At 62.7% G+C, this 24,301-nt stretch carries 22 protein-coding genes and 1 tRNA gene; 16 read left to right on the forward strand and 7 right to left on the reverse strand.

Translation table 11 applies throughout. The features are described 5' to 3' along the window. The first annotated feature begins 12 nt into the window (after positions 1 to 12). Both AMK02_RS02935 and AMK02_RS02940 read left to right on the forward strand, forming a co-directional pair. Positions 13 to 2,229, forward strand: coding sequence for an FAD-dependent oxidoreductase (locus AMK02_RS02935; protein ID WP_064800594.1), 2,217 nt, complete (start codon positions 13 to 15; stop codon positions 2,227 to 2,229). A gap of 469 nt (positions 2,230 to 2,698) precedes the next feature. Beyond that, entirely contained in the window at positions 2,699 to 2,908 is a 210-nt protein-coding gene (locus AMK02_RS02940; protein WP_011423929.1) for a cold-shock protein, read from the forward strand. A gap of 144 nt (positions 2,909 to 3,052) precedes the next feature. Here AMK02_RS02940 and AMK02_RS02945 read toward each other — a convergent pair whose 3' ends face one another. Beyond that, complete coding sequence (locus AMK02_RS02945; protein WP_064800595.1) at positions 3,053 to 3,553, reverse strand: MarR family winged helix-turn-helix transcriptional regulator; 501 nt, start codon at positions 3,551 to 3,553, stop codon at positions 3,053 to 3,055. 58 nt (positions 3,554 to 3,611) lie between these two features. Here AMK02_RS02945 and AMK02_RS02950 point away from each other — a divergent pair, with 58 nt between their 5' ends. Beyond that, the gene (locus AMK02_RS02950; RefSeq protein WP_064800596.1) at positions 3,612 to 4,016 is read left to right on the forward strand and encodes a GFA family protein; all 405 of its coding nucleotides are present in this window, start codon (positions 3,612 to 3,614) and stop codon (positions 4,014 to 4,016) included. Positions 4,017 to 4,118: 102 nt separating this feature from the next. Continuing rightward, positions 4,119 to 4,559, forward strand: coding sequence for a YybH family protein (locus tag AMK02_RS02955; RefSeq protein ID WP_064800597.1), 441 nt, complete (start codon positions 4,119 to 4,121; stop codon positions 4,557 to 4,559). A 15-nt stretch (positions 4,560 to 4,574) separates the two neighbouring features. Here AMK02_RS02955 and AMK02_RS02960 read toward each other — a convergent pair whose 3' ends face one another. Further along, the gene (locus tag AMK02_RS02960) at positions 4,575 to 5,777 is read right to left on the reverse strand and encodes an MFS transporter (RefSeq protein ID WP_064800598.1); all 1,203 of its coding nucleotides are present in this window, start codon (positions 5,775 to 5,777) and stop codon (positions 4,575 to 4,577) included. Positions 5,778 to 5,913: 136 nt separating this feature from the next. Between AMK02_RS02960 and AMK02_RS02965 the strand changes: the two genes are divergently transcribed. Beyond that, complete coding sequence (locus AMK02_RS02965; RefSeq protein ID WP_064805890.1) at positions 5,914 to 6,471, forward strand: TetR/AcrR family transcriptional regulator; 558 nt, start codon at positions 5,914 to 5,916, stop codon at positions 6,469 to 6,471. 7 nt (positions 6,472 to 6,478) lie between these two features. Here AMK02_RS02965 and AMK02_RS02970 read toward each other — a convergent pair whose 3' ends face one another. Next, positions 6,479 to 9,982, reverse strand: a complete 3,504-nt coding sequence (locus AMK02_RS02970) for a PAS domain-containing hybrid sensor histidine kinase/response regulator (protein WP_064800599.1) — start codon at positions 9,980 to 9,982, stop codon at positions 6,479 to 6,481. Between the two features lie 219 nt (positions 9,983 to 10,201). Here AMK02_RS02970 and mscL point away from each other — a divergent pair, with 219 nt between their 5' ends. From mscL to AMK02_RS03000, 6 genes are all read left to right on the forward strand, one after another. Continuing rightward, entirely contained in the window at positions 10,202 to 10,639 is a 438-nt protein-coding gene (gene mscL, locus AMK02_RS02975) for a large conductance mechanosensitive channel protein MscL (protein ID WP_011423936.1), read from the forward strand. Positions 10,640 to 10,759: 120 nt separating this feature from the next. Continuing rightward, positions 10,760 to 11,926 carry a pyridoxal phosphate-dependent aminotransferase gene (locus AMK02_RS02980; protein WP_064800600.1) on the forward strand — a complete coding sequence of 389 codons (1,167 nt, stop codon included), beginning with the start codon at positions 10,760 to 10,762 and terminating at the stop codon, positions 11,924 to 11,926. 203 nt (positions 11,927 to 12,129) lie between these two features. After that, a complete protein-coding gene (galE, locus tag AMK02_RS02985; RefSeq protein WP_064800601.1) occupies positions 12,130 to 13,164 on the forward strand; it encodes a UDP-glucose 4-epimerase GalE in 1,035 nt (344 codons plus the stop codon). A gap of 116 nt (positions 13,165 to 13,280) precedes the next feature. Then, the gene (locus AMK02_RS02990; protein WP_064800602.1) at positions 13,281 to 15,242 is read left to right on the forward strand and encodes a putative bifunctional diguanylate cyclase/phosphodiesterase; all 1,962 of its coding nucleotides are present in this window, start codon (positions 13,281 to 13,283) and stop codon (positions 15,240 to 15,242) included. Positions 15,243 to 15,324: 82 nt separating this feature from the next. After that, positions 15,325 to 16,377 carry an enoyl-CoA hydratase/isomerase family protein gene (locus AMK02_RS02995; RefSeq protein ID WP_064800603.1) on the forward strand — a complete coding sequence of 351 codons (1,053 nt, stop codon included), beginning with the start codon at positions 15,325 to 15,327 and terminating at the stop codon, positions 16,375 to 16,377. Positions 16,378 to 16,623: 246 nt separating this feature from the next. Next, on the forward strand, positions 16,624 to 17,562 hold the full coding sequence (locus AMK02_RS03000) for an MBL fold metallo-hydrolase (protein ID WP_064800604.1): 939 nt from the start codon (positions 16,624 to 16,626) through the stop codon (positions 17,560 to 17,562). A gap of 126 nt (positions 17,563 to 17,688) precedes the next feature. Here the strand turns inward: AMK02_RS03000 and AMK02_RS03005 are convergent, their stop codons facing one another. Continuing rightward, positions 17,689 to 19,749, reverse strand: a complete 2,061-nt coding sequence (locus tag AMK02_RS03005; RefSeq protein ID WP_064800605.1) for an ATP-dependent helicase — start codon at positions 19,747 to 19,749, stop codon at positions 17,689 to 17,691. 102 nt (positions 19,750 to 19,851) lie between these two features. Beyond that, positions 19,852 to 20,118 carry a hypothetical protein gene (locus tag AMK02_RS03010; protein WP_064800606.1) on the reverse strand — a complete coding sequence of 89 codons (267 nt, stop codon included), beginning with the start codon at positions 20,116 to 20,118 and terminating at the stop codon, positions 19,852 to 19,854. A gap of 163 nt (positions 20,119 to 20,281) precedes the next feature. On the opposite strand from AMK02_RS03010, the gene AMK02_RS03015 reads away from it, so the two are divergent. Next, a complete protein-coding gene (locus AMK02_RS03015) occupies positions 20,282 to 20,545 on the forward strand; it encodes a hypothetical protein (protein ID WP_064800607.1) in 264 nt (87 codons plus the stop codon). Between the two features lie 227 nt (positions 20,546 to 20,772). On the opposite strand, the gene AMK02_RS03020 is transcribed toward AMK02_RS03015, so the two are convergent. After that, complete coding sequence (locus AMK02_RS03020; protein ID WP_004673498.1) at positions 20,773 to 21,018, reverse strand: DUF982 domain-containing protein; 246 nt, start codon at positions 21,016 to 21,018, stop codon at positions 20,773 to 20,775. 256 nt (positions 21,019 to 21,274) lie between these two features. Here AMK02_RS03020 and AMK02_RS03025 point away from each other — a divergent pair, with 256 nt between their 5' ends. Further along, a complete protein-coding gene (locus AMK02_RS03025) occupies positions 21,275 to 21,580 on the forward strand; it encodes a hypothetical protein (protein WP_442966362.1) in 306 nt (101 codons plus the stop codon). Positions 21,581 to 21,862: 282 nt separating this feature from the next. Here the strand turns inward: AMK02_RS03025 and AMK02_RS03030 are convergent. Beyond that, positions 21,863 to 21,937, reverse strand: a tRNA-Thr gene (locus AMK02_RS03030). Between the two features lie 156 nt (positions 21,938 to 22,093). On the opposite strand from AMK02_RS03030, the gene AMK02_RS03035 reads away from it, so the two are divergent. From AMK02_RS03035 to AMK02_RS03045, 3 genes are all read left to right on the forward strand, one after another. After that, entirely contained in the window at positions 22,094 to 22,288 is a 195-nt protein-coding gene (locus tag AMK02_RS03035; RefSeq protein WP_064800608.1) for a hypothetical protein, read from the forward strand. Between the two features lie 90 nt (positions 22,289 to 22,378). Then, the gene (gene murA / locus AMK02_RS03040; protein ID WP_064800609.1) at positions 22,379 to 23,671 is read left to right on the forward strand and encodes a UDP-N-acetylglucosamine 1-carboxyvinyltransferase; all 1,293 of its coding nucleotides are present in this window, start codon (positions 22,379 to 22,381) and stop codon (positions 23,669 to 23,671) included. Between the two features lie 157 nt (positions 23,672 to 23,828). Further along, positions 23,829 to 24,260: a DUF2948 family protein gene (locus AMK02_RS03045; RefSeq protein WP_064800610.1), complete on the forward strand. Its 432-nt coding sequence runs from the start codon at positions 23,829 to 23,831 to the stop codon at positions 24,258 to 24,260. Positions 24,261 to 24,301: the final 41 nt, after the last annotated feature.

Here is a 24,301-nt window from a genome sequence, read left to right on the forward strand (position 1 = left end):
GAGGAATTCCCAATGAGCAGCTACACCAATTTCACGATCGAAACCGACGCCGACGGCATCGCGCTCGTCACCTGGGACATGCCCGGCAAATCGATGAACGTCTTCACCGCCGAGGTGATGGAAGAGCTCAACGCCATCATCGACGCGACCACTGCCGACGCCGCCGTCAAGGGTGTCGTCTTCACATCAGGCAAATCCTCCTTCTCCGGCGGCGCCGATCTGTCGATGATCAAGTCGATGTTCAGCTCCTATCAAGAGGAGAAGGCCAGGAGCCCGGAGAAGGCGGTGCAGACGCTCTTCGGTCTCGTCGGCCGGATGAGCGGCCTGTTCCGTAAGCTCGAAACCTCGGGCAAGCCCTGGGTGTCGGCGATCAACGGCACCTGCATGGGCGGCGCCTTTGAACTGTCGCTTGCCTGCCATGGCCGCGTCGCTTCGAATGCCAAGAGCGTCAAGATCGCGCTGCCCGAGGTCAAGGTCGGTATCTTCCCCGGCGCCGGCGGCACCCAGCGCGTGCCGCGGCTGGCGAACGCCCAGGACGCGCTGCAGATGATGACGACGGGTCAGTCGCTGAGCGGCTCGCGCGCCAAGGCGATGAACCTCGTGCATCAGGTGGTCGAGCCGGATCAACTGATCCCCGCCGCCAAGCAGATGATCAAGGATGGCCTGAAGCCGGTTGCCCCCTGGGACGAGAAGGGCTTCAAGCTGCCGGGCGGCGGCATCTGGACGCCGGCCTCCGCCCAGCTCTGGCCGGCCGCGCCGGCGATCCTGCGCCGGGAAACATCGGGCAATTATCCGGCAGCACTCGCTATCCTGAAATGCGTCTATGAAGGCCTGCAGGTGCCATTCGATACCGGGCTGAAGATCGAGCAGCGTTATTTCACCGAGGTGCTGCAGACCCGCGAAGCCTTCTCGATGATCCGCTCGCTGTTCATCTCCATGCAGGAGCTTGGCAAGGGCGCCCGTCGCCCTGCCGGCATTGCCAAGACCGAGCTCAAGCATGTCGGCGTCGTCGGCGCCGGCTTCATGGGCGCCTCGATTGCCTATGTCACGGCTGCTGCCGGTCTCCCGGTGACGCTGATCGACCGCGACATGGAGGCCGCCGCTAAGGGCAAGGCCGTCTCCGAAGGCCTCGTCAAGGATTCTATCGGTAAGGGACGGCTGACGCAGGACGAGGCGGCAGCCCTCCTCTCCCGCATCACGCCTTCGGCCGATTATGCCGATCTCGCCAATGCCGATCTCGTCATCGAGGCGGTGTTCGAAGATCGCGGTGTGAAGAAAGCGGTCATCGAGGCGGTTGAAGCCGTGCTGCCCGAAGGGGCGATCTTCGCCTCCAATACCTCGACCCTGCCGATCACGGGTCTTGCGAAGAATTCCAGACGCCCGGCCGATTTTATCGGCATCCACTTCTTCTCGCCCGTGGAGAAGATGATGCTGACCGAGGTCATCCTCGGCAAGGAGACCGGCGACAAGGCGCTGGCCGTCGCGCTTGATTACGTCGCCGCGATCAAGAAGACGCCGATCGTCGTCAACGACACCCGCGGTTTCTTCGTCAATCGCTGCGTGCTGCGCTACATGTCGGAAAGCTACGACATGCTGATCGAAGGCGTGCCGCCTGCCATGATCGAGAATGCTGCCAAGATGGCCGGCATGCCGGTCGGTCCGCTGGCGCTCAACGACGAGGTCGCCATCGACCTGTCGCTGAGGATCCTCAAGGCGACCGTTGCCGATCTCGGCGAGAAGGCTATCGACCCCAGGCACATGGAGTTGATCTCCCGCATGGTGGAGAAGGAGGGCCGCTTCGGCCGCAAGAATTCCAAAGGCTTCTACGACTATCCGCCGAAACCGGCGAAGAAGTCGCTCTGGCCCGAGCTCAAGGACTTCTATCCGCAGAAGAAGGCGGATGAGGTCGATGTCGCGGTGCTGAAGCAGCGCTTCCTCGTCGCCATCGCGCTCGAAGCCGCCCGCACGGTCGAAGAAGGCATCGTCACCGATCCGCGCGAAGCCGACGTCGGTTCGATCCTCGGCTTCGGCTTCGCGCCCTATACCGGCGGGGCGCTGAGCTATATCGACGGGATGGGCGCAAAGGCTTTTGTGGAACTGGCGGAAAAGTTAGCGGGAGCTTACGGAGATCACTTTAAGCCGACACCGCTGCTGAAGGACATGGCTGCCAGGGGTGAGACGTTTTACGGGCGGTTCGATCCCTATGCGAAGATGGGGGCGGCGGCGTAAGTCGTTTTCGCGGTGTGGGTTTTACGGGACCGTCTTTGCCATTGTGCCGTGGCCGCCCCCCCTCTGCCCTGCCGGGCATCTCCCCCACAGGTCGGGAGATCGGCAAATGGAAAAACCTTCCCGCCTCTCTACCGTTTCGCCCGGCTGTGACGCCAGTTGTTTGGGGAGGCCGGTGCGCCCAGGCCAATCTCCCTACCTGTGGGGGAGATGCCCGGCAGGGCAGAGGAGGGCGCCGCGGCACGACGGCAAAGACCCTGCCGCCCCAAGAGCACGATTTCGACTTTCCCTTGCCGACGCCTTGCCGCGGACACAATTTGCAATTACATCCTCGCACATCGATCTTGCTAGATGAACTTTGAAACGGCGCTTGCGTCGTTCCTGACGACCTTCCTCCAAAATCGGTTTTCATCGCCGCTTGGGCTTTGCCCGGGCTGCAATCTTCTATGAGCGATTCGAAAAGGATATCGTCATGAACACAGGTACTGTTAAGTGGTTCAACGCAACCAAGGGCTTCGGATTCATTCAGCCGGATGACGGCGCCGCCGACGTTTTCGTCCACATTTCGGCCGTTGAGCGCGCCGGTATGCGTGACCTCAAGGATGGCCAGAAGCTGTCCTACGATCTCGTCCGCGACAACAAGTCCGGCAAGATGTCGGCAGACCGCCTCCAGGCGGCCTGAGCCTTCAAAGGCTTGAATATCATCTCCGGATCGTGACCACGGATGTACTGGCACGGTTCGTTGAGATGGCAGGGAAGGTCGGGTTAACCCGGCCTTTTTTTGTTTCCGGTCAACGGCGGGCGCATCATCACGGGGGCGAATTGCTCAATTGCCGGGTACCTCGTCGACCTCCATCATCTCCATCACCCGCGCCATGACAGTCCGCGCCGCATCAAGCTCCGCTGCCGTAAACGCCGCGCCCACCCCGTTTGCCCATCCCGCCTGCGCCATCTCGATCGTACCGAGCCGCCCCGCTCCTTCCGCCGTCAACCGCACCAGCTTGGCGCGCTGGTGCTGTGGGTTGTCGGTATAGGCGATCAGCCCTTCATCCTCCAGCACATCGGCCAGCCGCTGCACGCCCTGTCGGGCGAGGCTGAGCGCGCGGGCGATCTGCGCCACCGAGAGGTCGCCGCGCCTTGCCGCGGCCAGCACCTGCCAGCGCGCGCTGGTTTGTCCTGCAGGCTTCGCCAACCGGTCGCCGGCGGCGGTCAGGTGACCGGCGAGACGCAGAGCTGTGATCGCGAAAGCGGAGAAGGCGTCTCCTTCGACCGTTCGCTCGGGTCGATTTTGTTTGACAACATGTTGTCTATTTTGTATCTCATCCATAGTGACAACATATTGTCATATCGAAGAGCCTGATGCAACGTCGAAGGAGGAGCGCGCCATGAAGAGGACCTATCGGGGAAGCTGCCATTGCGGCAAAGTGCGTTACGAGGTGGACATGGACCTCGAAGCCGGCACCGGCCGCTGCAATTGTTCGATCTGCGCCAAGCGGCGCTATTGGGGCGCCAACGTCAAGCCAGAGGATTTTCGGCTGATGTGCGATCCGGCGGAGACGTCGGATTACCAGTTCAACACGATGAGCGGCCATCACCGCTTCTGCCGCACCTGCGGCGTGCCCGCCTATGGCGACGGTTACGTCGAGGCGATCGGCGGCGCTTACGTCTCGATCAACATCGCCTGCCTGGATAATATCACGCCCGAGGAACTGGCGGCGCTGCCTGTCCGTTACGCCGATGGCAGGCACGATGCCTGGTGGAACGAGCCTGAAGTGACCAGTTATCTCTGAAGCAATTCCAGCAAAACGCGGAATGCCAAGATTGAAATGCATCATTGTCGGATCGTCCTCCTGCCGCGCGTCCTCTGTCCATAACGGAGAAGGAGAACGGCCGTGAAAGACGAAGCAAATGTCAGGGAGGAAGAAGCGGTCATCGCCATGCTGATGATGCGGGCCAGGGCGCTGGGGGAAAAGAACGCCGAGGAGGCGCTTTCCTACGAGGCCGAAGATTCCGTGGAATTTTCCCTGGCGCCGCCGCTGGTCATCAACGGCAAGGACGAGGCGGGCCTGCAGGCCTGGTTCGACACCTGGGAAGGTCCGATCGGCGGCGAAGTGCGTGATGCCAAACTGACGGTCGGCGAGGGTGTCGCTTTCTGGAGTGGCCTCACGCGGATGACCGGGACCAAGACCGATGGCACCGAAGTCGATCTCTGGTTCCGTCAGACCCTCGGCCTCGTCAAGCAGGATGGCCGCTGGCTGGTCGCCCACCAGCACGCCTCGGTGCCTTTCACCATGGATGGCAGCGGCCGGGCACTGCTGGATCTCCAGCCGTGAACACTCCCCCCGGAATCAAGCCGCATTCTCCGCCGCCTTTCCCCGGCCGGCGCGAACAGCCGTGATCCCGACGGCCAGCAACAGCAGGATGGCGCTCGCATAAATATCCGTCGTCACCTGGTAACCGGCGGATTTCGCCAAGAAGCCAGCAAGGATCGCCGGCAGACTGAAGGCGAGATAGCTCTGGATGTAAAAGGCCGACAGCAGTCCGGCCCGCTCGTCCGCTTTGGCAAGCGGCATGATGGTGCCGAGCGAGCCGAGGAAATTGGTGCCGAAACCCGCGCCGGTAAAAATCGTGCCGATCAGCAGCAGCGGCACGTTTGCGAGATGCACGCCGGCAACGACCGTCAGGATACCAAGAGTCTTTGCCGATACGCCGAAGCCGAGATTGGCCTGGGCCGTCTTGCCGCGCCTAAGATAGACGGCGATCGCTCCGCTCGCCGTCAGTGCGGCGACGACCGCTCCTCCCGTCAGCGGCGCGGTGCTGCCGGTCGTGCTGGCGACCAGGGACGGGACCAGCGAAAGGTAGAAGCCGCCGAGCGTCCAGTTGGCGATATTGATCGGCGTCACCAGCGAGAGCGGCCGCTTCGCCTGCGGCGGAATGGAAACCCGCGGTACCAGCGAACCGAGCGCACCCGGCCGCGTGCCGCCGGTTTCGGGGATCAGCCAGATGGCGGCGGCCTGCAGCGCGAAGGCGACGAAGAGCAGCGCATAGGCCAGATGCATCGGGAAGGGGCCATACTGGATCAGGGCGCTGGTGCCGACCGCACCCACCGCCATGCCGCAAAGCGGCGCAATCGAATTGACGATCTGGCCCTTCGCCCGGTCGACATCGACGAGGGCTGCTCCGAGCGAGGCGCCGGCGATGCCGGTGGCAATGCCCTGGACGATCCGCGCCGCGATCAGCCAGACGGGACCGCTGGCGGCGACGAAGAGAACCATGGCGACGATTTCGAGCAGTAGCGCTGAAAAGATCACTGGCCGACGGCCGAGATGATCGGAGATCGAGCCGGCGGTCAGCAGCGCCGCCAGAAGCGCAAAGGCGTAGACGGCGAAGATCACGGTGATCAGCACCGGCGAGATGGAAAAGTTCTCCTGATAGATCCGGTAGAGCGGCGTCGGCACCGAGGAGGCACCGAAGAAGGTGGCGAGTGTCAGCGCATGAAAACCGATCGAGGGGCGCGGCGCATTCTCTGTGGATTTGACGGCAGCGAACATATATAAGCCCCTTAAAGCTAACCCATTGCGTTAGCTCCATGTAGGGCGAATAAGCCGCAAAGGCAAATTATTTGCGTTTATGCTCCTGTCAAAGATTTTGAACCATCGATGGCAGGACGAAGATCGGGTTGCAGGCATGGCAGTGAAAGAAAATCTCCGTCCGGGCGGACGAAGCGCTCGCGTGCAGGCGTCGGTGCACAAGGCGACGCGCGATCTGTTGGCCGAGATGAGTCGTGCCGAAGTGACGATCCCGCTGATCGCCGCCAGGGCGGGCGTGACGCCGTCGACCATCTATCGCCGCTGGGGCGACCTGCAGGAGCTCCTCGCCGATGTCGCCGTCGAGCGGCTGCGGCCGGATATGCAGCCGGTCGACGCCGGCAGCGGCAGGGCCGATCTTCAGGCCTGGGCCGAACAATATGCCGAGGAAATGTCCTCCGGGCCGGGCCGCGAGATGATCCGCGACGTGTTGGCGGCGCAGGCCGGAGCCAATGCCTGCAAGTGCTGCGAATATACGCGTCAGCAGATCGTCGTCATTGCCGAGAGGGCGAAGGCGCGCGGCGAGGCCTTTCCGGACATCGATATCGTCATGGATCAGGTGGTGGCGCCGATCATGTACCGCATCCTGTTCGACGACGTGCCTGATGCGGCGCGTGTGCGCGATCTCGTTTCGCGCATCATGAGCACGCCTGGCTGAACTTGCCTTACTCCGCGGCGGCGCGCTTGAGGCCCGATATCTGGGTGATATAGGCGCGTAGCGCCGCCGGCCGCACCGGCTTGTGTTGAACGGCGATGCCGTAGCGCTCGGCCTCGCTGCGCACTTCAGGCGTGCGGTCGGCGGTAACAAGCAAGGCGGGGATGTCGATGCCGAACTGCCGGCGCAGATGCAGGATTGCGGCAAGCCCGGTGCCGTCGTCGAGATGATAATCGGCGATGGCGAGATCCGGCGGCCCATCCCGGCCGTCCATAGCGATCACCTCGGCAAGGCAATCCACCGCCGTCACCTCACAGCCCCAGCCGCTGAGCAGCAACCGCATGCCTTCCAGGATCTTCGGCTCGTTGTCGATGCAGAGGATTTTCAGTCCCTTGAGCGGCTGCCCCGGGCGGTCTGCGGGGGTGACGGCTGCAGCAGCCTCGGCCGGGCGTGAGACGTCGAGCGGCATGGAGATGCGAAATTCAGTGCCCCTGCCATGCGTCGAGAGCAGCTCGACCGGATGGTTGAGCACGCGGGCGATGCGGTCGACGATCGAAAGGCCGAGCCCGAGGCCGGAAGCAGTCTTGGCGCCTTCGTCCAGCCGCGCGAATTCCTTGAACACGGTGCGGAATTTCGATGGCGGAATGCCGATGCCGGAATCGATCACCTGGATGATCACCTGGTTGCCGCGCCGCCGCGCCCCGACCAGCACCTTGCCGGTGATCGTGTATTTGATGGCGTTGGAAACGAGGTTCTGCACCAGGCGGCGCAGAAGGTTCGGGTCTGAGCGGACGCGCAGCGATGTCGGCATGACCACCAGCTTCAGCTGTTTCTCCCGGGCGATCGGCGCAAAATCGGTCTCGATCCGCTCCAAGAGGTCGGAAAGCGCGACCGAGGCAAGCCGCGGCCGCATGGCGCCAGTATCGAGCCTGGAGATATCGAGCACCGCGCCCAGGATGGTTTCGACCGATTCCAGTGCTGAATCGATGTTGCGCACGATCGGGCTGTTGTCGGATTGCGCCATGCGCTCGACCAGTGCCGAGGAATAGAGCCTGGCGGCGTTGAGCGGCTGCAGGATGTCGTGGCCGGCGGCGGCGAAGAAGCGGGTCTTGCCGATATTCGCCTCGTCGGCGGCGGCCCGCGCTTCGGCGAGTTCGCGGTTGACGCGGGTCAGCTCGGCCGTGCGTTCGGCGACGCGCTGCTCCAGCGTCTCATTCGCCTGTTTCAGCGCCCGATCGGCGCTGACGCGCTGGGTGATATCGGTGAAGGTGGCGACGATGCCTTTGTCGGGCATGGCGTTGGAGCGCACCTCGATGATCCGCTCGCCGCCACCGAGCACCAGTGCGAAGGGTTTGTCGAGCGTCAGGAAATGCCGCACCGTCTGCTGCAGATCGCCGGGCGCGATGTCGCCGCGCTGGCTGAGGATGGTGACGATCTCGGAGAGGGGAAAGCCGACCTGGCCGGCATTCTCGGGCAGCTCAAGCAATTGCCGGAAGCGCCGGTTCCAGATCGTCAGCCGGTTGGAACTGTCGAAGACGGCAATGCCCTGATCCATCTGCGACAGCGCCGTCTGCAGCATGTCCTGGTTATATTGCAGCGCCTCGCTTGCCTGATCGAGCAGCCAGGCGGTGTCGGACGAGGCGTCCTCGATCTTCTGCAGGATCAGCGACAATACGAGGCGGGCAGAGGACGAGCCGATGGCGCTGCCGAGCAGCTGTTCGCTGAAATGGATCAGCGCCATGTCGGCCTGCTGTTCGTCCTCCAGCTTGCGGCCGGAGCTCTGTTCGTAGGTGGTGAACGAGCGCTGCATGCGCTCTTCGCCGAGATAACGCGAGATCGCCGCCTTGAGATCGCCGACGCTGATGCGGGTCTTCCAGCCGCGCGTGGCGAACTGCGAGCGCGAATGCCGTTTGACGAAGATGCCGGCCTGGATGCGCTCCAGCGGCCGGGCATTGCGGGTGAGCGAGCCGATGATGAAGAAGGCGGTGTTGACGAGTAGGCTCATGACGGTCGCATTGACCAGCGGATCCGCCCCGGGCGCGGTAAACAGCGTCGAGCCGGGAAAGATGAAGCCGAGTACGGCGCTCGCCACATAGGAATAATCAGGCCCGCCGAGCGAGGGCAGGAACAAGAGATAGATCCAGATGACGAAGCCGGAGGTCAGTCCGAGGATGGCGCCGCGCGCATTCGCCCGTCGCCAGATCAGCCCGCCGAACAGCGCAGGCGCGATCTGCGCGATCGCCGCAAAGGAGAGCAGGCCGATCGAGGCAAGCCCGGCGGTGCTGTCGGTCGAGCGGTAATAGGCATAGCCGAAGAGCAGCACGGCGAAGATGGCGCTGCGGCGAATGTTAAGCAGCGTCTTGGCGAAATCGTCGCGCTGGCCGGCACGGCCGGCCAGTTTGCGCCTCAGGAAAATCGGCATGATGATGTCGTTTGACACCATGATCGACAGCGCCACGGAATCGACGATGACCATCGCGGTGGCGGCAGAGAAGCCGCCGATGAAGATGATCAGCGACACCACCGGCATCTCGCCGGCCAGCGGCAGCGACAGCATGTAGAAATCGGCATTGCCGGCGCCGCCGAAGGTCAGGAGTCCGCCGATCGCCACCGGCAGCACGAAGAGATTGATTGATATGAGATAAGCGGGAAACAGAAAGCCTGCGAGTTTCAGCTGCTTCGCCGTCCGGTTTTCGACCACCGTCACATGGAATTGCCGCGGCAGCATGATGATCGCGAAGGCCGACAGAATGATCAGCGTGATCCAGCGGCTGATTGGCGTATGGTAAGCGAGCGCCGACATGACCAGGTCGTTTTCGACGGTCTTCTGCCAGAGATTGGTGGGGCCATCGAAGAGAAACCAGATGACGCAGATGCCGGCCGTGAGGAAGGCGACGAGCTTGACCACCGATTCCATCGAGACGGCGAGGATAAGGCCGTCCTGGTGTTCCGTCGCATCCGTATGCCGCGTGCCGAACATGATAGCGAAACAGGCGAGCACCAGGGTGGCGACGAGCGGCAGGTCGAGGAAATAGAGATTGCCGCTGCCGATGCCGTAATCGGACGGGTTGACCATGGCGCCGACGGTGCTCGAGATCGCCTTCAGTTGCAGCGCGATATAGGGAACGGTGCCGATCAGCGAGATCAGCGCCACGATCGTTGCGACCGTCGGGTTCTTGCCGTAGCGCGCGGCGACGAAATCGGCGACCGAGGTGAGCTTCTCCGCCTTGGCGAGCTCGATGATGCGGCGAAGCAGCGGCATGCCGAGCGTGAAGACCAGGACGGGGCCGATATAGATGCCGGCAAATTCCAGGCCGCGTTGCGCGGCAAGCCCGACACTGCCGAAATAGGTCCAGGAGGTGCAATAGATCGCAAGGCTCAGCGCATAGACGACGGGCCATCCGCCTTCGAGCGCTCCCGGGCCGCGGTTCTTGCGGTCGCCGTAGCTTGCCACGGCGAAAAGCAGGAGCAGATAGCCGAAGGCAGACGCGAATATGACCCAGCCTGGAAGCATTGATCCTCCGCCGGCGAAAAGGTCGCCGGCACCTCCCAACGAGGTCAGCTTAAGGCATTTCAGCTGCCTTGAAAATTCCCGTCCATCTACACCTTAAGTCAAAGGCCGGTGGCGACTTCGCCAGATAATTGCGATTGCCGATTGATTAATTACAACGAAAATGTAGCTAATCGAAACAACGGCATATCTCTGAAATGGGATCGAAGGGAGACGGATCCGATGCTCAATGAGTTCAAGGCCTTTATCGCCCGCGGCAATGTCATGGATCTTGCAGTCGGCGTCATCATCGGCGGTGCCTTCGGTGGCATCGTCAAATCGCTGGTCGACGACCTTATCATGCCGATCGTCGGCGCCATTTTCGGCGGCTTCGATTTTTCCAATTATTTCCTGCCGCTCTCGTCGGCCGTCAATGCGCCGACACTCGCCGCCGCCCGCGCCCAAGGGGCGGTCTTCGCCTATGGCAGCTTCCTCACCGTCCTCATCAATTTCTTGATCCTTGCCTGGATTATCTTCCTGATGGTCAAGGCGGTGAACTATCTGCGCCAGCAGGTCGAGCGTCAGGAAAAGCAGGAGCCGGAACAATTGCCGCCGCCGCCGGCCGACGTCCAGCTGCTGACCGAGATCCGCGATCTGCTGGCCAAACGCCCCGCCGTCTGATCGGTCGTCGGCCCGCTGTCGGGCGGGCCGCCATTCATCACGAAAATCGATATGCCATCACTTGTTATCATAGGATTTGCCGGCGCAAATCCGCTATGAAGGCGGAAACCGGAGATATGCATGTCGATCGTGGAAAGCCTCAGCCCGCGCGCCATAGCGGCGCCCGAAAGCGGAATCGTCGAAGTCGTCAATTATGCCCGCGGCCGTGAAGGCCTGTTGCCGCTCTGGGTCGGTGAAGGCGACCTGCCGACGCCCGACTTCATCAGCAGGGCGGCGATGGATGCGCTTGCATCAGGTGAGACCTTCTATACCTGGCAGCGCGGCATTCCGGAACTTCGCCGGGCGCTGTCGGATTATTATGTCAGGCATTTTTCCCTCCGCCTTCCGGCCGAGCATTTCTACGTCACCGGCTCCGGCATGCAGGCGATCCAGATCTGCGTGCAGGCGCTGACCTCGCCTGGCGACGAATTCGTTTACCTCACCCCCGCCTGGCCGAATATTGCCGCAGCCCTCGAAATAGCAGGTGCGCGCTCTGTCGGCGTCACACTGCAGTTCGAAGGCGGCAAATGGACGGTCGATCTCGAGCGCGTCGAAGCCGCGATCACGCCAAAGACCCGGGGGCTGTTCATCAATACGCCCTCGAACCCGACCGGCTGGACCGCAACCAGAAAGGACCTCGGCGATATCCTGGCGCTCGCCCGCAAACATGATCTCTGGATCATGGCCGACGAGATCTACGCGCGCTATCACTTCGCCGGCGGCCGCGCGGCCTCGTTCCTCGACGTGATGGAGCCGGACGACAAGATCGTCTTTGTCAATTCCTTCTCGAAAAACTGGTCGATGACGGGCTGGCGCGTCGGCTGGATCGTGGCACCTCCCGAGATGGGCCAGGTGCTCGAAAATCTCATCCAGTATTCGACATCGGGCGTGGCGCAGTTCATGCAGAAGGGCGCCGTCGCAGCCCTTGATCAAGGCGATGATTTCGTCGCCGCCAATATCGCCAAGGCGGCCCGGTCGCGCGATATCCTCTGCGACGCGCTGATTGCCACCAATCGGGTCGAGACGCTGAAGCCGGACGGCGCGATCTATGCGTTCCTCAAGATCGACGGCGTTGCCGATAGCCGCAGCGCCGCGATCGACATCGTCGACAAGACAGGCGTCGGTCTTGCTCCCGGGGCTGCCTTCGGCGCCGGCGGCGAGCGCTTCCTGCGCGCCTGTTTCCTGCGTGATCCCGCCCAGGTGGCGATCGCGGCCGAGCGGCTCTGCGACTATATCCTCAAGCGCTGAGAGGGCGCGGCGCGCGCCCTGCCGGGACGATTTCGTGCCGGAATCGCCAGATCGATAAAACTGTAGCAAAGACCGAAATCGGCCTCTAACCACGACTCCAAACATACCCGTTCAAAAGCCTTCCAACGGCGCCGTGATAAGAAAATCGGAAAGAAAACCGGCGCCTGATGCCCCTGCTCATGAATTGAAGCGGGGTGTGGGACATGGCGGTTTTGGTGACGGGCGGGGCCGGTTATATCGGCAGTCACATGGTTTGGGCGCTCATCGATGCGGGCGAGGATGTGGTCGTGCTCGACCGCCTCTCCACCGGCTTCCGCTGGGCCGTGGCGCCGGCGGCGCGTTTCTACCTTGGCGACATTGCCGATCCCGACATCTTGAAGAAGATCTTCATCGAAAACGACATCGAGGCGATCATCCATTTCGCCGGCTCCGCCGTCGTCCCGGTCTCGGTCGCCGATCCGCTTTCCTATTACGACAACAATTCCGGCAAGACCCGGGCGCTTCTCTCCGCCGCGATCAAGGCCGGCATCCGCAATTTCGTCTTCTCCTCGACGGCCGCCGTTTACGGCCAGCAGCAGACGGACCTGCCGGTAAAGGAGACGGCTCCCCTCAATCCGGAAAACCCTTATGGTCAGTCGAAGCTGATGACCGAATTCATGCTGCGCGATGCTGCCGCGGCCTATGATTTCAACTATGTCGCGCTTCGCTACTTCAACGTCGCCGGCGCGGACCCGCACCACCGCGCCGGCCAGTCGACTTCGGGCGCCACGCACCTCATCAAGGTTGCCTGCGAGGCAGCGCTCGGCAAGCGTGACAGCGTCCATGTCTACGGCATCGACTATCCCACCCATGACGGCACCGGCGTGCGCGACTACATCCACGTCACCGACCTCGCCGATGCGCATCTGAAAGCGCTGCAGCACCTGCGCAGGGACAAGGGCCCGCTCGTCGCCAATTGCGGTTATGGCAGCGGCTATTCCGTGTTCGACGTCTTGAACATGGTCACCCGCCTGCACGGGCATTCCTTCAAGATTCACATGGCGCCGCGGCGCGCCGGCGATTCGGCCAGCGTCGTCGCCGATCCTTCGCTCGCCCGGCAGGTGCTGGACTGGAAGCCCCGCTACGATTCGCTTGAGACCATCGTCCAGAGCTCGCTGGATTGGGAACTCTTCCTGTCGAACAGAAACGTCGATGATCTGCACAGCATCCACCGGGCACTTGCCGCCGCATCCTTCTGAGCGGTGTCCGGCGGCGACTGCCGTTTAACTCCGCGCCCGCGGGCTTCGAATGACATGACGTGAATAAGGAAACATCAAGCTTTCGCTGGCTGGCTCCGGCCGACGGATAAGAGAAGATGAAGAACTTTCTGGCCTCATTGCAGCTGCGAAAAGACAATCCGACGCTTCTGATGGCGCAGTTTCGGGCCCTGTCGTCGCAGATCCCCATTCTCTATATCCTGCTGGTCATCAATGCGCTTGCGGTGGCGATTACCCATCTGAAATCCGCACCGCTGTGGCTGTCGCTCTATATTCCGGTGGCCTTGAGCGTCGTCTGTGTCTTCCGTCTCTGCTGGTGGGAGATCAGAGGCAAGGAAAACATCACCGCCGAGCGGGCCTATAGGCTGATGAAGGTGACCATCTCGGGCGCCGGCATCCTGACTGTCGCTTTCGGCAGCTGGTCGATCGCGCTTTACCAATATGGCGATGCTTCGCAGCAGGGCCAGATCGCCTATTTCCTCGTTGTCACAGGCATTTCCTGCATCTTCTGCCTGATGCACCTGCCGATGGCGGCGGCGATGACCACGGTCATCACCTTCTCGGCCATGATCGCGACCTTCATGTTCTCCGGCAACCCGGTATTCGTCGCCACCGCCGTCAGCGGCCTTTTCCTGATCCTGCCCTTCCTCAGGGTGATCAACAGCTATTTCCAGAATTTCGTCGGCCTGGTGCAACTGACCGAGGAACTGAAGCACAAGCAGGAGGAAGCCGAGGAGCTGAACCTCGTCAACAGCCGCAACGCGCTGCAAGACCAGCTGACCGGCCTTGCCAATCGCCGCAGCTTCTTCCTCTCACTGGAAGAACGGCTGCAGAAAAATCCGTCGACCCCGCCCGTCATCGGCATCATCGATCTCGACGGCTTCAAGCCGGTCAACGACGTCTTCGGTCATGCCGCCGGCGATCTCGTGCTCAAGGAGACGGCGCGGCGCTTCATGGTGCTGGTCGGCGAGGAGGGCATCGTCTCGCGTCTCGGCGGCGATGAATTCGGCATCATCTTTCCCTGTTCGATGACGCGCCAGGCAATCGCCGATCTCGGTCAGGCGCTTTGCGCCACCGTCCGCAACCCGTACGAAATCCCCGACGGCTCGGTCCGCGTTTTCGGCTCCTGCGGCATCGTCTATCCCGAAGCCGGCAGTTACACGGCCGAAGATCTTTACGAGAAGGCGGATTTTGCCCTCTATCAGGTCAAGAGCAAGCGCAGCAGCGGCGTCGAATTCTTCTCGGCCGATCATGAGAAAATCCTGACCCAGCGCCACCTGATCGAACTGGAGCTGCAGGCAAACGACTTCGCGGGCGAGATGAAACTCGATTATCAGCCGATCGTCGAATTGCAGAGCGGCCGCGTCGTCGCCTATGAGGCGCTCGCCCGCTGGGACAGTGCCCGCTTCGGCCGCATCAGTCCCTCAGCCTTCATCCCTGCCGCCGAGCGCACCGCCGTGATCGGCCGGATGACGCGCATTCTCTTTGCCCAGGCGCTCGAAGCGCTGGCGATCATGCCGCGCCATCTGCGGCTGTCCTTCAATCTCTCGGCCCGCGATATCTGCGACCACGAGACCTCGATGGCGCTGCTGGCCATGATCACCCGCTCCGGCGTCGATCCGAAGCGCATCGAATTCGAAATCACCGAGACCGCGCTGCTCTCCGATTTCGACACCGCCGACCGGGTGATCACGATGCTGCGCGCCGCCGGCATCTCGATCGCACTCGACGATTTCGGCACCGGATTTTCGAGCCTCAGCCACATTCATCGCCTCGCCTTCGACAAGCTGAAGATCGACAAGGGCTTCGTGATGAATTTCGACCGTGACGCCCGGTGCATGAACATCACCCGTTCGGTCGCCAACCTCTGCCAGAACCTCGGCATCGCCTCCGTCGCCGAGGGCGTCGAAAGCGAAGCGATCGCCGAGGGGCTGAAGGCGATCGGCGTTCGCCTGGCGCAGGGCTATTATTTTTCGCGGCCGCTGCCGCTGGAACTCGCCATCGACTATGCCGCTCGCTGCGAGGCAAAAGCATCCGCCCGGGATTCGCTGTCGGCCTGATCGATCAATCACGGCTGGCCTGAAATGCTCTGGAGCGATCTTGCATCGTCGTCTATGCATGTTCCAACAGCGGAGGTGAACCATGCAGGACAGCGAAGTCATCATCGAGCGGCGAGGCACTGCCGGCATCATCCGGCTCAACCGGCCGCGGGCGCTGAACAGCCTGACGCTGGCGATGATCCGGACGATCACCGAGGCGTTGGATGGCTTTGCCCGCGACGCCGAGGTGACGACTGTCGTGGCAACAGGGGAGGGCGAACGCGGTTTCTGCGCCGGCGGCGATATCCGCGCCCTGCATGAGAGCGCCCGAGCCGGCGACGGCCTCGCCGGAACCTTCTGGCGGGAAGAATTCCGTCTCAACCATATGATCGCCGTCTACCCCAAACCCTATGTCGCGCTGATGGACGGCATCACCATGGGCGGCGGCGTCGGCCTGTCCTCGCACGGCCGCCACCGTATCGTCACCGAGCGCACGCGTCTTGCCATGCCGGAAACCGGCATCGGCTACGTCCCCGATGTCGGCGCCACCTGGTTGCTGCCGAAGGCACCCGGCGAGGCCGGAACATGGCTCGGCCTGACCGGGCTCGATATCGGCGCAGCGGATGCGATCTATGCCCGCCTTGCCGATTTTCAGATCGCCTCGTCGCGGCTCGGCGAAGTGATCGAGAGCTTATCGGGCCTGCCGCGCGGCAGTTCGTCGGGCGATGTCGACAGCGTCTTGCAGGTGTACGCAGAACCTCCGGGCGAGAGCCGGCTGCGACAGAACGCGACAATGATCGACCGCGCTTTCCGTTTCAACAGCGTCGAGGAGATTCTGGCTGCGCTCGACGTGGAGGATGGCGAATTTGCCGCTGAGACGCGCCGTGTGCTGCTGGCGCGCTCGCCGACCAGCCTGAAGCTTGCTTTGCAGCTCTTGAGGGCCGGCCGCCGCAGCGCCTCGCTCGCCGAATGCCTCGGCCGCGAACTCGGCGCCTGCCTGCAGATGCCGGATAATCCCGACTTCTTCGAGGGCATCCGCGCCGCCGTCATCGATAAGGACCGCAATCCGAAATGGTCGCCGGCCTCTGTCGAGGCCGTGAAGGCGGAAACGATCGCGAAATTCCTGAAACCGGCCGAGCCGCCGCTTTTTCTCTGACGCTCTCATCCTCGGAATGCTGGATGCGCGCGGCACCGTGCGACGGGCGAGAGCCTCTGCGTCCTGATGCCAGCCTCTTCAACACCAAGTCTTCGGCGTGACGCGCCGAAACCGTAGGCCGGCCTGTGCTAAAGCCTAGCCTTCCCTCTCCTTTGAACGGATCGACCGTCAACCGTGCTTCGGCATAGGGTCCGCGACGTGACCCTTAACCGACATCTCTCGATCACGAACCAACAGGAGCGCATCATGTCGCAGGCAGAAGCAAAACCCCGTACGACTGGTCGGCAGGAGCCTGGCAGGCCGAAGCCCGAAGAATTGGTTCCGTCGCGCTATGCGGTGCGGATCGGCGAAATCGAAGTGCTGATCATCAGCGATGGCGTGCTGCCGCTCCCGACGACGATGCTGGGACACAACGCCGACGCCGCTGACCGGGCAGTCTGGCTGGACGATATGTTCCTCCCGCGAGACGCTTTCGACTGGGCGTTGAACGTGGTCCTCGTGCGCAGCGGCGGGCGGACCATCCTCATCGACGCCGGACTGGGCCTGGATCCGGACTTGAACTTGCCGCGCGCCGGGCAGTTGATCAAGCGACTGGAGGGTGCCGGCATCGATCTGGCATCGGTGACCGACGTGGTGCTCACCCACCTGCACATGGATCACATCGGCGGGCTGCTCGTCGATGGCGTGAAGGACCAGCTGCGTTCCGACCTGAGGATCCATGTGGCGGCCGCGGAGACCAAGTTCTGGGAGGCGCCCGATTTCAGCCACGTATCCATGCCGCCCGGCTTTCCGGATGCGCTTCGGGCAACGGCAAAGCGGTTCCTCAGCGAGTACGGCAGCCATCTCAAGCTGTTCGACGAGCGGTCCGAGGTGGCGCCGGGTGTGGTCGTCCAACGCACCGGCGGCCACACCCCCGGCCATAGCGTGGTCCGCCTGGCATCCGGCGGCGACCGGCTGACATTCGCCGGCGATGCCGTGTTCGCGGTCGGGTTCGAGCACCCCGATTGGTATAATGGTTTCGAACACAATCCCGAGGAGGCCGCTCGCGTTCGCATCGATCTTCTCAGGGAGCTGGCGGCGAACGGCGAACAGCTGGTGGCCACCCACCTGCCGTTCCCGTCGGTCGGCCGGGTGGCGGTCGACGGCGACGTCTTCCGTTGGGTGCCGGTGTTCTGGGACTACTGAGCACCTGCCGGGTCAGGGCCGAACCAAAGCGCGCCGCAGGATCGGATTGCCTGCGGCGCGCTTTAGTCTTTTGGTTTTATGCATGTCGTTGTCCCGGAACCGCTGCACACTTCCGGGCGACATGCATTACCGCCACATGCCGCGCATACGGGCGCCGACATCGATGCGCACCTGCCGCGCCTGGGCTTGCGCGGCGGCATCCGATTTCACCTGCGGCCAGCTGCAGGCCTCGAAGAATTGCAGCAGGGTCGCCGGAATGAAGCGGCTGCGCGAGGCATAGACGTGGCGGTCGCCCTGCGCATTCTGCCCGTAGGTGAAGAAGCGCTGCGGCACGACGAGGTCGAGACCGTCGCGGGCGCGCGTCATCGCCACATAGAGCAGCCGGCGTTCTTCCTCGATTTCGGCGGTGGCGCCGACGGCAAGATCGCTCGGAATGCAGCCGTCGACGACATTCAGCATGAAGACCCTCGTCCACTCCTGGCCCTTGGCCGAGTGGATGGTCGAGAGAATGAGATAATCCTCGTCGAGCAGCGGCACGCCGGCCTGGTCGCTCGTCGCATCCGGCGGATCGAGGGTGAGTTCGGTGAGGAAACGCTCGCGCGAGGCATAACCGCCGGCAATCTGCTCGAGCTGTAAGAGATCGGCTTGCCGCGTCGCGGCGTCCTCATGCAGCCGTTCCAGATGCGGCGCGTACCATTGCCGCGCCAGCTCGATTTCCGCCGGCCAGCCGGCCTTGCCGGATTTCATCTCCTGCAGCATCGAAACGAAATCAGTCCAATCCTCGCCGGAGCGCGGCGGCGCCGGCATGGCGGCAAGCGCCGACAGCGGGCTCGCATCCTCGGACATCAGGTCGAGCGCCTTCTGGGCCGTCGAGGGGCCGACGCCCGGCAGGATCTGCATCAGCCGGAAGCCCGCCACCCGGTCGCGCGGATTTTGCGCGAAGCGAAGGGCGGCCAGCATGTCCTTGACATGGGCGCTGTCGAGAAACTTCAGCCCGCCGAACTTGACGAAGGGAATGTTGCGCCGGGTCAGCTCGACCTCCAGCGGCCCGCTGTGATGTGAGGCGCGAAACAGCACCGCCTGCTGCTTGAGCTTGAGGCCTTCCTCGCGGTTGTCGAGCACCTTGTCGGCGACGTAACGCGCCTGCTCGGCCTCGTCGCGCACCGTCACGAGGCGCGGCCGCTCGGAGGATTGCCGCTCGGTCCAGAGATTTTTGGTGAAGCGCTCCGAGGCGAGATCGATGACGGCATTGGCGGCTGTCAGGATCGGCTGCGTCGAGCGATAGTTGCGGTCGAGCGTGACGATATTGGCGGGCGGGCTGAAGGCTGCGGGAAAATCGAGGATGTTGCGCACTGTCGCTGCGCGGAAGGAATAGATCGACTGCGCATCGTCGCCGACGACGGTCAGGCCCTGGCCTTGGGGCTTCAGCGCCATCAGGATCGAGGCCTGCAGCCGGTTGGTGTCCTGATATTCGTCGACCAGCACATGGTCGAAGCGGCTGCCGATATCCTCTGCAATCACGCTCTCGCCGACCATCTGCGCCCAGTAGAGCAGAAGGTCGTCGTAATCGAGCACATTCTGGCTCTGTTTGGCCTCGACATAGCAGGCGAAAAGCTCGCGCAGCTGTTTTTCCCACGCCGCGCACCAGGGAAAGGCGTCGCGCAGCACCTGGTCGAGCGCCGTCTCCGAATTCACCGCCCTCGAATAAATGGCAAGGCAGGTGCCCTTGGCCGGGAACCGGCTTTCCGTCTTGGAGAAGCCGAGATCGTGCCGGATCAGGTTGATCAGGTCGGCGCTGTCTTCGCGGTCATGGATGGTGAAATCGGCATCGAGGCCGATCTGCTGGGCATAGTCGCGCAGCAGCCTGGCGCCGATGCCGTGGAAAGTGCCGGACCAGGCAAGCGCCTCGGCCATGACGCCGGCATTCGAACCGAGCACGTCGCGGCAGATGCGCTCGACGCGCCGCGCCATTTCGGCCGCCGCCCGGCGCGAGAAGGTCATCAGCAGGATGCGGCGGGGGTCGGCGCCCTTGACGATCAGATGGGCGACCCGATGCGCCAAGGTATTCGTCTTGCCGGAACCGGCGCCGGCAATAACCAGCAGCGGCCCGGCAATATGGCTGCCGTCGGTGAGCGTGCCGTGCTCGACGGCCATGCGCTGCTGCGGATTGAGCTTTTCGAGATACATCCAGCCGTCCGGTCGGGCTCCCGCAGAATCACTGCGGGAAAATTAGATGTTCCTTGAATGTTCGCGATTTCGGCCGCTGTCAAGTCTGCGGCGCGGCGATCCTCACTCGGGGAAGTCCGGTCCCACCTCGCGCCGCACCAGCTTCAGGCTGCGGTCCGGTTGGAGAATATAGGTTTCCTCCACACGCTGGCCCGTCTCATTGTAGAACTGGTTGTAGACGGCGCTGCCGACCGGCGATTTGGTGAGCTTGGTGCGCGGCTGGCCGCCATAGGTGATGCTCCCGGGAATGGGTTCGAGTGCCGGGCTGTCGGCCGAGGAGCAGCCGGCCAGCAGGGCGCCGGCGAAAAGTGCGGGCAGTAGCGCTTTCATAGTTGTCATTCCTCTCAGACTGCAGCCAGATATGGAACGGCGGCGCCTTCCGCCAAGGTGCAGCACCGCAGTCCGCGAGGATATCACTCGCACATGGCATGGCAACGGAACCAAACACCTTCCGAGGGGTTGAAATGCCGGATCTGAAACGCTGGAGACCATCATGCAGACGCTTCTTCGCCTCTGGACGTCCACCCTAATTATCGGCTGCGGCGTCTTCGCCGGCTCAGCTTATGCATCGCTCGAGACAGGCATGGATTATTCCGCTTTGCCGAAGGATCAGATCGCCCTCAACGAATATACCGGCAGTGTCGCCTGCGAGCCGGCCGAGGCGCATTATCTGCCGTCCTTCATCCGCGCGGCTGACGGCACGATCATCGGTGTCGGTTATGTCGAGGTGGAGAATGCCGGCGACGTGGGCTGCTGACAAACGGGATTGTCCGAACGAGGCTCGCCGGCTTTTCCGGTGACGAGCCTCTGACCATCATCATGATGGCTGCGTGTTTTCTATCGAAACAGCTGTCCCGGGCGCAACGCCCTTAGCGCCAAAACCCGGCATCTGCTCGATCCAGGGTTAAGTGAAAATTAAACAATGTCTCGTTCCGGCACGCTTTGCCGAACAAATCGAAAAACAGCCGGACGCTCCCTGCCGTGTTAATGCAGCAGCTTCAGCTTCGCCTCTTCGGCCGCCGCCAGGAACTCGGCCCTTGCCTCTTCCACGCTCTTGCGCCCGTCGAGTGCCGCCCGGCAGGTGCTGCGCGCCTTGATATAATGCAGTCCGCGTGCGCTCGGCCAGAGATCCGCCAGACATTTCAGCGCATCGAACGGCCCGTTGACGGTTTTGAGGTCAGCGCCTTCGAAACCGACCTTGACCGGGTCGTGCCATTTTTCAGTTGCCATCGATGCTCCTCCGGGGTTTCGACAGAACCAAGTGTGCTGCGCCCACCTAGGCGAGACGCCGCCATGATAGCCATTCTAGCGAGATTTTTGCGGTCAACAATGGTGAATCGTTTGTTGCCGACGAGGCGGAATGCCAGCCTGCGTAAGACGGATCGCGTCGCGCGCAGCCTCAGAGATATTTTGGGTAGTCGCAGATAAGTTGTATGGCGCTTGCGCGCTGCTACCGCTACCATGCCGGGAAAGCTGCGGGCTCGACATGGATTTCGATCGAAAATTGATCCGGGCTGCGTTTCTGTGCGGTGCGCTGGCAATGCCGGCCCTTGCTCACGGTGCAGAGATATCCGCTGAAGACGCTTTGCTGGCGCGTATTTCCGCTGAGCTCGTCCCACAAATGCAGCGGGAATATCTGCGGGCTACCCTGCGTGGCTACGGTGAAGGCGGGGTGATAGATATCGCCTCCTATGTCATATCAGAGAGCCGTGATCGATGGTATGTCGAGGGCATTTTTGATGGGGTTAATGCGCTGCCCCATGCGCCAGTTCGCGGTGAAGGTAACCGGTGAACTGATCGAACGGTGGCAGTTATCCCCGTTCCTGCCTTATTATCTCGAAGCATCCGACATTCCCGATTGTACTGGCATGCAGTCCGCTTCGTGCGGATGGCTGCCCCTCACCCTAACCCTCTCCCCGTAAACGGGGCGAGGGGACGTGCCCTACACGAGGCTTGCGGGGGACGGAGAGGTTGCGGCATGGTCCCTTCGCCCCGCGCGCGGGGAGAAGGTGCCGGCAGGCGGATGAGGGGCTGGCCAGGCGGATACGCGAGAAATGATGTCGGAAAAGAAAACTGGTGCTGCCGAGTGGGATTGAACCACCGACCTCACCCTTACCAAGGGTGTGCTCTACCACTGAGCTACGGCAGCAGGACCAGATCCGCGTGGAGCCGGGCGGCTCAATTGCGGGAACGGGGCGGCTATTGCCACAGCTTGACGACAAGCGCAAGCCGCAAAATCCAACTTCGCGTGGAAAGAGGTGCAAGGGCCTTTTGGATCGGCGCGAATTCGGCTAATTCTATATGCATGAACGACAAGACCGAAACCGGCCAGAAGAGCCGTAAAGAGGCAATCGAGGCACAGGCGAAACTGCGCCGCGAGCGCGCCGCCGAAAAGCTCAGGGAAAATCTTTCGAGACGCAAACAGCAGGTGCGCGCCCGCCGTTCCGGCCAGGCCGACGAAACAAACGGGCTGCCCGCCGCAAAAATGGACGAACCGTAATGTTCCGTCCCGGACGAATTGAAGCCTCTTCATAAATCCCCTAAACACCTCACCTTCTTTCAAGGCAGAACTTTCAGGAAGTAAGCGCACATGGATCGTATCAGAATTGTCGGCGGTAATGAGCTGAATGGCATCATTCCGATTTCCGGCGCCAAGAATGCCGCACTGCCGCTGATGATCGCCTCGCTTCTGACCAGTGACACGCTGACGCTGGAAAACGTGCCGCATCTGGCCGATGTCGAGCTTCTGATGCGCATCCTCGGCAATCATGGCGTCGATGTCGCCGTCAACGGCCGCCGCGAGCGCCAGGAGGACTCCTACGCCCGCACGATCCATTTCACCTGCCGCACCATCGTCGATACCACCGCTTCTTATGAGCTGGTCTCGAAGATGCGCGCCTCCTTCTGGGTCATCGGGCCGCTCTTGGCGCGCGAAGGCCATTGCCGCGTGTCACTGCCGGGCGGCTGCGCCATCGGCACGCGCCCGGTCGATCTCTTCATCGATGGCCTGACGGCGCTTGGCGCGACCATGGAGATCGACGCCGGCTACATCAACGCCAGGGCGCCCGACGGCGGTCTGATCGGCGCGCGCTACACCTTCCCGAAGGTTTCGGTCGGCGCCACCCATGTGTTGATGATGGCGGCGACCCTTGCCCGCGGCACGACGGTTATCGGCAATGCCGCCCGCGAGCCTGAAGTCGTCGACCTCGCCAACTGCCTGAACGCCATGGGCGCCAAGATCTCCGGCGCCGGCACCTCGACGATCACCATCGAGGGCGTCACCTCGCTCTCCGGCGCCCGCCACCGCGTCCTGCCGGATCGCATCGAGACCGGCACCTATGCCATGGCCGTCGCCATGGCCGGCGGCGACGTCGTGCTCGAAAACACCGATGTGGCGCTGCTCGAAACCGCGGTGGAGACGCTCCGCCGCGCCGGCGCCGACATCTCCGCGACCAATAACGGCATGCGCGTCAGGCGCAACGGCGCCGGCATTAAGCCGGTCGATATCGTCACCGATCCTTTCCCGGGGTTCCCCACGGATCTGCAGGCACAGTTTATGGCGCTGATGACCCGCTCCTCCGGCATCTCGCATGTCACCGAGACGATCTTCGAAAACCGCTTCATGCACGTGCAGGAGCTTGCCCGGCTCGGCGCCAGGATCACGCTCTCCGGCCAGACCGCGAAGATCGAAGGTGTCCAGCGCCTGCGCGGCGCGCCCGTCATGGCGACCGATTTGCGCGCCTCCGTCTCGCTCGTCATCGCCGGTCTCGCCGCCGAGGGTGAAACTACGGTCTCCCGCGTCTACCACCTCGACCGCGGCTTCGAGCGGCTCGAAGCGAAGCTGACCCGCTGCGGCGCCGTCGTCGAGCGCATCAGCGAGTAAGAGACACCTTCATTCCAGTTGCGTAATCGGTCGCAGCATCTTATTTCCCTTGTCTGACGCATCGCCATTCCGGCGATGCCTGTTAAATAGCAAGAGCATGATGTCGTCCGAAAACAGCTCGCGCTTTTCGGCATCCTGCTCTAGGGATTGAGCCTGAATGACCGACCTGAAGCTTGTTGCGCTCGATGACGAAGACCTCGCGATCATTTCTGCGCATATGCAGGACAGCGTCTTCAAGGTCGGCGACATCGACTGGTCGCCGCGCGGCGCCCAGTTCGCGCTTGCCGCCAATCGCTTCGTCTGGGAGAGTGCCGCGCGCAAGCGCAGAGGTTTCGAGCGCCGCCGCGCCGCTCTGGTGTTCAAGCGCGTGCTTGCCGTCCGTTCGCTCGGCATCGATCGCGGCAAACGCGATGAGGTTCTGTCGCTGCTGGCGCTGCGTTTCGAGAAAAAGGGCGAGGGGCCGGACGGCACAATCGAGCTGGCGCTGTCGGGCACGGCCTCGATTGCGCTCGACGTCGAATGCATCGAGGTCCAGATGGCCGATATCGGTGGCGCATGGCAGGCGGCTTCCAAACCCCGCCACCCCTGAAGTTTGAACATCGCGGTTCGAGTTGAGAAGGAATATAGCTC

This window comes from Rhizobium sp. N731 (assembly GCF_001664145.1).
Classification (GTDB): Bacteria; Pseudomonadota; Alphaproteobacteria; order Rhizobiales; family Rhizobiaceae; genus Rhizobium; species Rhizobium esperanzae.